The organism is uncultured Methanobrevibacter sp. (genome assembly GCF_902771435.1).
Taxonomy (GTDB): Archaea; Methanobacteriota; Methanobacteria; order Methanobacteriales; family Methanobacteriaceae; genus Methanocatella.
This window is the reverse complement of sequence record NZ_CACXXB010000046.1, coordinates 1-11,984: the sequence shown is the minus strand read 5'-3', so window position 1 is coordinate 11,984 and position 11,984 is coordinate 1. Positions and strand designations below refer to the sequence as shown.

Here is an 11,984-nt window from a genome sequence, read left to right as displayed (position 1 = left end):
ATACCTTTTTCTTTTTCTCCATTTTTATTTGAAGAAATTAAAGTTGATTCATCAAAATCCAGACATAATTCTGACAAATATTCACTTAAAAAATCATTTGTTTTATCATCCATTTTATCAAACCTTCAAATTCATTAACTAATAAATATTATTAAAACTATCTAATAAATAATTTATCTAAAAAAAAATATTATTATTTAGTAAAAAAAGATAGGCATTATAATGAACAAACTAATATTGGTTCAATTGGAATCACAACATGTTGCCAAATGATGAAATTTTTCACATCCTCATCTGTCTAAAGCATATTCATTGAAAAGGAGATATTTCAAAACCATCCGGATATAGATTAATTACAATCAAACAGTAAAGAATATTAAGAATCGCTTGAGCAAACAACAGATGTGAAAGAATTACAAAATGAAACAAGTATTAAAGAAAAAATAGTTGACAAAATCCCACAGATGAAATGAAAAGAGTCATGTACCCGCAATAATAGGCCTTATATTTTCGCTACGACTAAATGATTGAACTAAAACTATTGAAAAAAATAATAATTAATATATGATGTGAGATATAATAAAATTTAACAATTAATGTATGATATTTTGAATCTCAATCTAAACAAAATCATGAATCGAATAATCCATTTCAAAAGAATAGCTAATATGAATCAGGATTTATGAATGAAAATGAAATGGTTCCAAAAACACTCTGTTTAAACAATTTAACCATTTTAAATATTTTTAAGAATTCATAATTCACTAACCAAGACAATAAGAAATATAATTGCTAATCAACAACAATGACTTATATAATGAAATGAGATTCAATTCAAAAACAACCGTATTGATTCGAATTTGCTTAAATATATATCAGCAATCAGAATACAACTGCAAATTAGTGTAACTCAATATAAAAACGGGAAAGTGAACATAATTAAATATTCAAATTGAAAGTAGTATAATGGTGAGTAAATGCTTGGAAAAAAGATGGTAAGAGACATATTCAAACACAAATCCCAATTCATATCTATTTTTTTAATGGCATTTTTAGGATTTCTTGTTTTTACCGGAATAAGTAGCGAATGCATAGGTCTTGAAGTCAACATAAACGATTATTATGAAGAAACCAACTTGGCAGATGGTTGGATTTATTCACCTTATTTGAATGATTTGTTTCTGGAACAAGTGAATCTTTTAGGCCCAACTACACAAATGGATAGGCAATTGGTTGTTGATTCAGTAGCTGACTTCGAAAATGACCCCGAAATTACGCTGCACTTTGTTGAAAACAATACCATATCCAAATTCTATTTATTGGAAGGCAAACCACTGGACATTAATGACAGTGATGGAGTATGGCTTGATAAAAGCTTTGCAGATGCCAAAGGATTAAAAATCGGAGACCGCATCAGCTTTGAAAGTAAAGGGTATGTAATTGATAAGGAAATTAAAGGATTAGGATATTCACCGGAATACGTTTATCATACATCAGACCATTCTATGATACAAGATTACAATAAAATCGGCTTTGCTTATATGTCCCATAAAGCATTTCCCGAAGATACAGTTCCATACAATGTTTTAAACGTTAAATTTGAGGGTTCCCCAGATACATATTCCAAATTGTTAGATTATCGTTTAAATGGATATTACAGCACATTTGTTAAGCAATCAGACCATCCAAGTGTTTATCAATTTTCAGAAGAAATTGCCAAACACAAAATGATGGCTGATATTTTCCCGGTTGTGTTCCTCATTGTTTCAATGCTAATCCTCTTGACAACAATGACTAGGATAATTTCACATCAAAGAATGCAAATAGGAATATTAAAAGCCAATGGATTTAAAAATAGTACCATAACTCTGCATTATATATCGTATGGATTCTGGTTAGTTTTAACCGGTTCCATTTTGGGTTTGATTTTAGGGCCAAAAATAATACCTCCAATATTCTATCCATCAATGATTAAAACATATAAACTACCTTTATGGAGCCCTACCGGAAATATGAATTTTATATATCTAATAGTTTTAATGACCATATTTTCACTTGCAGTTTCATATCGTGCCATTTCAAGCATTTCACAAGAAAAACCTTCCGATGCCATTAAACCCAAAGCGCCTAAAATATCAACTTCAGGATTCATTGAAAGATTAAAGATTTGGAAAAAACTATCATTCAATTTCCGCTGGAATTATAGAGATGCTAAAAGAAACAGATTGAGAAGCGTGATGACCATTATAGGTGTTATGGGTTGTAGTGCACTTTTAATTGGTGCATTTGGATTATATGATGGGCTGAATGATGTAAAAGAATGGGAATATAATCAAATTAATCATTATGATTCAAAATTAATGATTGATGCCAACGCAACAATATCCCAAATTGATAAAGTAGCCAGTGATGTTAACGGTGACAAAATAATGGAGGAGAAAATTGAACTCGAAACAGATGACACGAAAAAAATGGGAAATATTCTGGTTTCAAACAGCACGGATTTAATAACGCCAACAGACAAGTATGAGAATAAAATAGAAATTGGAAATGATGAAGTTTCAATTTCACAAAAAATGGCAGACCAGTTAAATATAGACATTGGAAACACCGTTAAATGGCACATCATGGGATCGAACAAATGGGTCAATACAAAAATTGATAAAATCCATGCAGACCCAATATCACAGGGTTTAATCATGTCCCCAAATAAATTGGAAGAACTTAACCTTAATTACACTCCAACCAGTGTCATAACTTCACAGCACGTTAACAAAACATATGAGGGCTTTAAATCAACCACTACTCTTGATGACATTGAAAAGAGATGGGATGAAATAACCGAAACAGCATGGGTGTTAATTTACATATTATCCCTCTTCGCATGTATTTTGGCAGTCATAGTTTTGTATAATTTAGGATTACTCTCATTTACAGAAATTGAAAGGGAAATTGCAACACTTAAAGTACTGGGATTTAAAAGCAATGCATTGAGAAGATTGCTATTAACACAAAACCTAATATTTACAACTATAGGATTTATACTTGGTGTGCCTTTAGGCATCTATGTCCTGGATCTAATGTGGGCCTCTTCAGGAAATTCATTTTATACAATACCCAAATTAACCATTACAAATCTCATATTATCTGCTTCAATTACATTTTCCATATCAATACTTGTAAACCTAATGTTTTCAAATAAAATTAAGAAGTTAGACATGGTAGAATCACTAAAAGCCAGTGAATGACAATATTTTTTATAATATTTTCATTTTTTAAGTTCAATCTGAAACATCAAGAAATCAAAAGTTTAGGAGTTTAGAAAAAATTAATGCCAAATATAAATTATTCTAACTCTCCACAATGTCATTTTTATTTTTTATAAACAGTATGGTTATTATTAATAATATTACCGTTATAATTATCATCATCAAGGAAGTTAAGCTAAATGAATTGACAGAAATCTGATTGTGAGTAATTTTTCCATTTGCCAGTATCTGCATTATCACAACTGTAATGGATGAACCTATTGCACCTATAACCTGCCTTGCAGTGTTGTTAATCGCTGTTGCATCTTCAACATCCCCTGCTACAACACTCATTGCCCAAGTAATAGCCGGAGATAGACCAAGTCCGCAGCCGATTCCCCTGATTAGCTGAGTAATTAACAGGTATTCGAACGAGGAATTCATATTATAACTCATCATGGCAGCGAAACAGATTATATTTAAAATTGATGAAGCTATTAAAACAGGTTTTATTCCAATTTTATCAGCCAATACAGGACCTATGAAATTAAACACTATCATAATAATTGCTGCAGGGAACAATATGAGTCCAGATTCTGTTGAAGAATAATATGCTACATTTTGAACAAACAAAGGCACCATTACATTGATTCCGCACATTATAAAGTAGAGCAATGATGCAAAAACAGTTCCATATACAAAATACCTATTTTTCAGCACAGTCAAGTTGATCAAAGGTTTTTCAATCTTTTTTTGACGATTGACAAATATTATTAATGATATTGCTCCAACAACAATTGGTAAAATTACATGAGTTAGGCTGAATCCGAACTCTGCAATATTTGAAAATCCAATCATTAACCCTACACAAAACAGTATTGATAATATCAATGAAGGAAAATCCAAAGGATAATTTTCAGTTTCAAGCTCAAAGTTTGCAAAAAGCATTGCCAAAATTAAGATTACAACAGCAATTATTGCCAAAAATTCAAAAATAACTCTCCAGTTATATAAATCAACTATAACTCCTCCTACTGTCGGCCCCATTGCAGGCACAATTCCAACAAGAAATCCCATTAATCCCATGAAAAATCCCCATTTTTCCTCGGGCATTATCCTGAAAATCAATATCTGACCTATTGGCAATAAGATACCAGTTCCCATAGCTTCCAGTATTCTTCCAACAATCATCATTTCAATGCTTGTTGATAAAAAACAAACCACCGAACCTATCATGAATAATACAAGGGATGTTAACAATATTGTTTTGATTTTAAATCTTTTTGTAATGTATGCAGTTGGAGGAATCATTACTCCAAGCACCAACAGGAATATGGAGTACGTCCATTGTGCAGTTGCAGAAGATACTGCAAAATCATCCATATAATAAGGCAAACTTGTTGTTACAATACTTTGTGATATTAAAGTAACTGAAGAAGCCAGTATAATTATAATTAAAGTTATTAAACCAGTGTTGTTTTTAAATTGCATAATTTTCACTTGAACTATGTCTAATTTATAGAAGTTGAGGATTCTTACTTTACGGCCGTATACTGTAATGAGTATAGGATTACGTGCTATCACTCTTGTTGCGAAAGTTCAGACAGATTAATTAATATTGCTTTTTAAATTTGATTATCATTAAAAAAGTTAATTTAAATTTGTCCTTGTCATTTATTATTTTTATTATCATGTTATTTAAATTTCATCTGAATCATTTGAAAATTAATACCTGCATTTGTGCAATTCATCGTGCCTTGTAGAGCTCAGAGTTTTCTTGCATTAATAGACATGTTCTTTGAGATTTTGAAGTGGAATTTACCGCAAACAGAAGTCCAAAATATGATGACATATATTCCAAAAATATCAACCTGCACATCTATAATTTTACTTCACAATAACTGAATTATAATCAATATAAATACTACAATTTACATATATAATAATATAACATTCGATATAATAATTTTCAATTGTTCAAACAGGATGTTTCATCCAAAATGGAGTTACTTTTAGTGTTCAGATTAATAATAAAGTGGAATTAGGGTAATTTAAATGAAAATGTATAAAGATTATAGAAGATTAGAAAATATTGATGAACTTCGTATTTATGATATTAATGAAAAAGAGCTATATAATCCAACACCCCTTGAATTCCATGTCGATGAAGTTCCATATCCACAGCTCATAAGCAATATCCCCATGGATGTAAACATTTTAATACCCCATAACGATGGAAATGATTTTATAATCAAATCAGCAGGGAACTTTATACTTAATCGAGGAAATCTCCAATTGGATGATGTGCGAGGAAGATTATTAAGCAAGATTTCGCCGGTTTTTTATGAAATCTTTCATGAATATCTCCATGAAGCCTACAAATCTCAAGAAACCAAGGTGATACATGTCTTTTATTATGGTGTGGAAAAGTTATCCAAAATCACCATTGTCAAGATTCTTTATGAAATGAACAGGATATTTGTTTTTGCAGACCACATCAACACCGACAAGGGCACTTCCGACGAATTTGAAAAAATTCAGTATGCCGAGGATAAAGTCAACATGATGGAATACTTCACACAAACTGGAAGTTACCGTAGAATTGATGGAAAATATACATGGACACAAGGAATTTATAACATCATAAATCGCCCTAGAGAAGATTATGACGATTATCACAACATTGTTTTTGACCTTGCCATTCCAGAAGACAAGGAACTGATTGAAAAAATCTTAAAAATTATGGATACTGACACCACTCATCATGAAGACCTCATCAGAATCAAAACCGAAGATGGAACCTTAAAGTATCTTGAAATTAACCTATATTCTAATTTCGATGAAAACGGGACCCTAATCAGCCGTTACGGTTTATTTAACGATGTAACCCAATATTCTAAAAAATCCATGACAAAACCTGTTGATTTCCTATTACAGGGCTTTAAAAACAGCAAGAAACTGGCATTGTTAATCGAACCGTTAAATCCCAAACATTTTGAATTTTCAGAAGGATTTTATTATTTCATAAATAAAAATCCAAAAGATTATGTTCACTCCCTTGACATTATCAACAATATCGTTGAAGATGAAACAAAAAAACAGATTATCAGATTAGTTGAAGGAGAATTGGACAGAATTGATGAAACATTCACATATAATGTCGATGGGGATGAAAATAATCAGAAAATATGTGAACTGTATATTGAACGCTTTGAATTTAGCAAAAAGAATCATAGCCTCGGATTTTTATCAGACATTACCGATGAAATGAATAAGCAGCGAGAATTGCGTGAATCTAATGAACATAAAATAATGTTAATTAAAGAGGTTCACCACAGAGTTAAAAACAATCTGCAAATTCTCAATAGTTTCCTAAATTTAGAAAAAAGAGTATATAATAACGAACCGGATGTAATCATAGAGCATATGCAGACACGCCTAACTTCACTGGCGCTATTGCATGAAAAGACCTATAATACCCAGGACTTTAAAAATATTAATCTAAACGATTTCATGCAAGACCAAGACAATCAAATTAAAAATTTAGTTAGTATGAACGATAGCGTCGAATTTGAATCCATAATTGATGAAGACCTCAATTTAACAATTGAAGTTATCACCCCATTATTATTAATCATTGATGAATTAATTATGAATGCCCTAAAACATGCCTTCCCAGATGAAACAATTAAAAATAAGAAGATTACCAAGATCATAACCAAAATCGATGAAAATACCCTCCAAATGACATTCAAAGACAATGGTGTAGGCATTGACAATCCTAAGAACATTTCTAAAAATCTGGGTTGCACAATCATTAAAAGCCTCACCAAACAATTGGACGGCGAAATTAAATTAGTGGAATATAGAAACGGGACTGAATATAAATTAACTTTCCCTATAAAAATGGCACATACAATACATGACTAATCAATTCCAACATGATTTTGACTGTTGAAAAAATCCAAACTTGTCGTTTATTATTCTTATTTTTAGCTATGAAATCTTTCTTATTTTTTAACCCAACCCACTTTAACTGAATACCCTCCCTTAAAAGTTAAATATATGCAATTTTAGAAAATGATTGTCCAATGGAATTCATAATATTATAAATAAACCATTTAAATGTGTCAATTCCCCCATTTCATGTCTTGAAAGACCCATATCGTTAATTTATTATCCAGATTTTTTGTTTATTTTGATTTCATCAAATAAGCCTTCCTTACCTGTATCCTTAATGTTTACATTGACATTGTCATCATAGTCAATGACCATAATCTCCATAATGGTATCTGCATCATTATTATCAAAGATGCAATTTACTATTGCTTCAATGTTTTTATAATCTTCGGCAGTGCATTCAAGACTTTTTAAATGACCCATCACTTCAGTTTCATCATTTTTACCATGCAAAGTGAAATATTCAGTATGAGGAATCAGATCTTCCTTAAACAAAAGCATTCCGGAGTATTCCTTTTCTCTTCTTTCAATAATTTTTATGCCAATGACCATTACAACAAGCGCTAAAACAGTGGATGCTGTAAAGGATATCCAAATACTGTTAACTCCTATAAAAGGCAATAAAGTAAATATTATCACCAATGGTCCAATAAACATGGAAATTACAGAGACAATTACAGAAAGCAGACTTCTTTCGATTGCTTCGTAATAAAAAATAAAAGCATTTCCGAATACAGCAGGAACAAATGATAATGAGAATATTCTAAGTGACCATCTGAATGTTTCTACATGTGGAGATGTATGAAGGTTGTATAACATCAAGAATAAATCCGGGTTAATCCATAGTATTATAGTAAATATAATTGCAAAAATCAATGATGCACGTACTGCTTTATTATATGCGTATTTGATATTTCCATAGTCATTTTGAGCATAATAAACAGGTATTATTGATGCAAATGTTTCAATAAACCCAATAATCACTATACCTGTGATTAAAAGAGAATCCATGCATGCAACATATGAAACTAAACCAACAGAACCCATATATATTGTAAGAATTCTGTTAATTATGAAAATCACTACCACTTGAAACAAACCGGAACTTGCACTTGGAAATCCAACTTTACACATTCTCCAAACAGATTTGAACCATTCTATGACAGGTATTTTTGAAAAAACATACCTGAATGTTCTTTTTGAATCGAAATGATACTTTAAAGAAAAGAGTAATGCTAAAGCATATCCTATAACTGTAGCTATTGCTACTCCAGTAATGCCCATGTGAAATTGTGTCAGGAATATGGCGTTTAACACTGCATTAATTACAGTTGCAATAATCATTAAAAAAGATGCAAAATTTGGCTGTCCATCTACACGAATAAACTGGGATAAAACACCCAACAATGTAGAAATTGGGAAGCATAAAAATAAAATTGGTGCATACGCTTTGAGATATGGCATAGCATCAGCAGGAGGATGCAAAAAGTTAAGTATAGCATCTCCGGCAAAATGCGCTATAATTACTAAAATTATACACATGATGATAGTACTTCCAACAGATACTGTAAAATATTTATTACTTCCTTCCTCATCGAAACTGCCTTTCATGTTTAAAGCTAAAATTTGACCACCCAATCCCAATAACCATTCAATAATTGTTATCAACATCATTACAGGTTCTAAAATGTCAATTGCAGCTATTGCACTTTCTCCAATGAAAGAAGCTACGAAAAACGAATCAACAACTGCAGAAATATTCAATGTCATAGCAACCAAAAGCGTTGGCAGCAGCAAATCATTAAATTTAATATTTATTATTTCATTACTCATATAAATCTCCCACTAATTAAAAAAATCAAATTTATTCAAATATGTTATAACTCGTTTAAGGTAATCCCGGGTTGATTCAGGCCAGTCAAATTCCAATGAGTGAAGAATTTCGCAAGTTTGATCTGTTTTTAAATTCATTTCAACAAATTCTTCGCCATAATCTTCAAATTCTTCTTCCATTTCATCCGACAAATCTTTAATTGATAAATCAGATGTAATTAAACCCTGAATATTTTCATCCATATTATTCTTACATATTTTAATAAATTCCTCATCACTCACCATCTTAATATCATTTCCAAATGAATTTAAAGCCTCAACAATATCACCGTTGCAAATCATGTTCGGATTTACACAATGGAATACTCTACACTCAGCAGGTGTTTTTGATAATGCCAATATTGCCTTTGCAACATAATCAATAGGACTCATTTCGATTTTTTCATAATTCATACTTTCTGAAATAGATTTGATATTATTTATGGCTTTTATACTGCTTAAAAATGCATTGGTGTCCATATTTTTCTGGAATAAACCATCATCATACCGGCCCATGAGGTTTCCTACCCTCACTATTCTAGCATTCAAACCGTTTACAGCATATTCCAATACCATTCTTTCAGCTAAAAACTTACTGTTTAAGTATTTATTGGATAAGTCCTGCTTATAGTATAATGTCTGTTCATCAAATTTAACATCCAATGATTCCTCATAATCAGTAGGTGGTGAAAGAACACTTACTGTTGAAATCTGGACATATTTGATGTCTTTTGATTTGGCAAATTTAAGTCCGTTGATTACACCATCAACATTGACTTTGAAGATGTAATTGTCTGCAGTGAAGTGCTTTACAACCGCTGCACAGTTGATTACAGTATCAATTGGACAATCTTTCAATTTTTTGAAATCGTCTAAATTGGTAATGTCTCCTTCAGATAAAATGATTCTGGAACCTATTAAATCAGAAAAGTCTTCATCGAAGTAATAATCCATCAAATCAATCAGACGGTCTTCACAAGAATCAAAACTACCCTTCCTCATCATACAATATATTCTTCCGGTCTCATTTTTAATGTATTCATACAATATATGAATTCCAAGATAACCTGTAACTCCTGTCAGTAAAACATTTCCAATGACTTCTTTTTGACCATTGACAAAATTCTCCAAAGTATTTTCACTTAAAAGCTCATTGATTTTAGTATAGTCATAGTTTTCAATTATATCCAAATCCAAATCTGTGCCCTGATTTTCGCCTGAAAGCAATTTCGCCAGTTTTCTAGGAGTCTGATTTTTAAATATATCATCATAATTGATAGTTAAATTCCTATTAAATAATTCAATGATTAATTTAGATGCAATAAGAGAAGTTCCACCAATTTCAAAGAAGTTATCCTCTGCTCCAACAGTTTCCACTCCAAGAGTAATGGAAAATATTGAACATAACAGTTGTTCCAGTTCATTTGCAGGAGCAACATAATTCAACTCCAGATTAGGTTCAGGTAATCTTTTTATGTCAATTTTACCATTAGGCGTGTGCGGCATTTCATCAATCTGCATAAGCACAGTAGGAATCATATAATAAGTCAATTTATCTTTCAAGAATTCTTTTAAGAGATTAATATCAATTTCACCATCTGCAGTGAAATAAGCACACAAATGATCATTATTATTAATTTCACGAATAATTACTGTATTTTGTTTGATTCCAGGATATCTACTGATATTAGACTCAATCTCACCAATCTCAATTCTCAATCCACGGAGTTTGATTTGGTCATCAATTCTTCCCTGAATGGCCACTTCACCATTTGGCATTTGTATTGCATAGTCTCCACTACGGTAGTATGGAATGCCATTTATTGTAATGAATACCTCTTTTGTTTTTTCAGGCATATTGTAGTATCCTTTTCCTACACCCATACCTCCAATATACAACTCACCCATTACACCATTAGGAACCAGTTTTCCATCAATATCACGAACATCAGTGACATAATTGGTTAAAGGAGGACCGACAGTTATGTCATTTATGTCTGTGATTTCCTTGATGTTTGAGGTGATTGTAGTTTCAGTCGGCCCATAAATATTATATATTTTAGCATCAGAGTATCTTTTGAATTTTTCATATACTCCACGTGAAAATTGTTCACCACCAATAAATAAACCTTTTAAACAACTTATTGCATCACAAAACTCTGGAACTTCCAAATATGATGCCAATCTTGATGGAGTAATATCTGATGTTTCAGGTTTTTCCTTTTTGAGCAACACTATTAAATCAGGAACATTCTTAACCTGATTATCATCAGCCAACACCAATTTCAATCCATTAGAAAGAGGTGTCAAAATATCTTCAACAGCTGCATCAAATGATATTGTAGCAAGACATAAAATACTATTATACTCGGATTTAGGATTAGACATCTCATTACATATGTTTTCATGACTAATCATTACTCCCTTAGGTTTTCCTGTAGATCCTGAAGTATAAATCATATAAGCCAAATCATCCGGAGAAACAACAACATCAGGATTAGAAGCATCAACCTCATTTAACAATCTTTTAACATTATTTTTAGGTTCTACACCTTCCTTAATCAAAGCATTTGCAATCCTATTCGCTTTTTGATTAAGTTCCCCATAAGTTAATGTCACATCACATGCAACTAAAGCAACATTATCCGGATTTTCATCAACCTGCTTTTCAAAGCGTTCATGCAGAATCTTGTTTTGAGTTTCAACGAATTCAGGCAATTCATCTTCATCTACCAATTGGACATCACAAAGTCTTAATTTATCCATATCATTTACAAAGAATTGAACCAATATCCGTTTCATTGAAAGCAAGAAGTTCTGAATATATTCTTCACTATATAATTCGTCATTATATTCAAGAACAATGTTGATTTCTTCACCATCATCATAGACATTCAATGAAAC

5 protein-coding genes are annotated in these 11,984 nt (G+C 31.4%); 2 read left to right on the top strand and 3 right to left on the bottom strand.

Annotated elements, in window-relative coordinates:
• The first annotated feature begins 977 nt into the window (after positions 1–977).
• Complete coding sequence (locus tag QZU83_RS09390; protein ID WP_295611739.1) at positions 978–3,248, top strand: ABC transporter permease; 2,271 nt, start codon at positions 978–980, stop codon at positions 3,246–3,248.
• A 102-nt stretch (positions 3,249–3,350) separates the two neighbouring features.
• On the opposite strand, the gene QZU83_RS09385 is transcribed toward QZU83_RS09390, so the two are convergent.
• The gene (locus QZU83_RS09385; RefSeq protein ID WP_295611737.1) at positions 3,351–4,739 is read right to left on the bottom strand and encodes a DHA2 family efflux MFS transporter permease subunit; all 1,389 of its coding nucleotides are present in this window, start codon (positions 4,737–4,739) and stop codon (positions 3,351–3,353) included.
• Positions 4,740–5,303: 564 nt separating this feature from the next.
• Here QZU83_RS09385 and QZU83_RS09380 point away from each other — a divergent pair.
• Positions 5,304–7,178, top strand: a complete 1,875-nt coding sequence (locus tag QZU83_RS09380; protein ID WP_295611735.1) for a sensor histidine kinase — start codon at positions 5,304–5,306, stop codon at positions 7,176–7,178.
• A 246-nt stretch (positions 7,179–7,424) separates the two neighbouring features.
• Here QZU83_RS09380 and QZU83_RS09375 read toward each other — a convergent pair whose 3' ends face one another.
• Both QZU83_RS09375 and QZU83_RS09370 read right to left on the bottom strand, forming a co-directional pair.
• Positions 7,425–9,041, bottom strand: a complete 1,617-nt coding sequence (locus QZU83_RS09375; protein WP_295611734.1) for an MATE family efflux transporter — start codon at positions 9,039–9,041, stop codon at positions 7,425–7,427.
• A gap of 12 nt (positions 9,042–9,053) precedes the next feature.
• On the bottom strand, positions 9,054–11,984 hold a 2,931-nt coding region (locus QZU83_RS09370), incomplete at its 5' end, for an AMP-binding protein (RefSeq protein ID WP_295611732.1).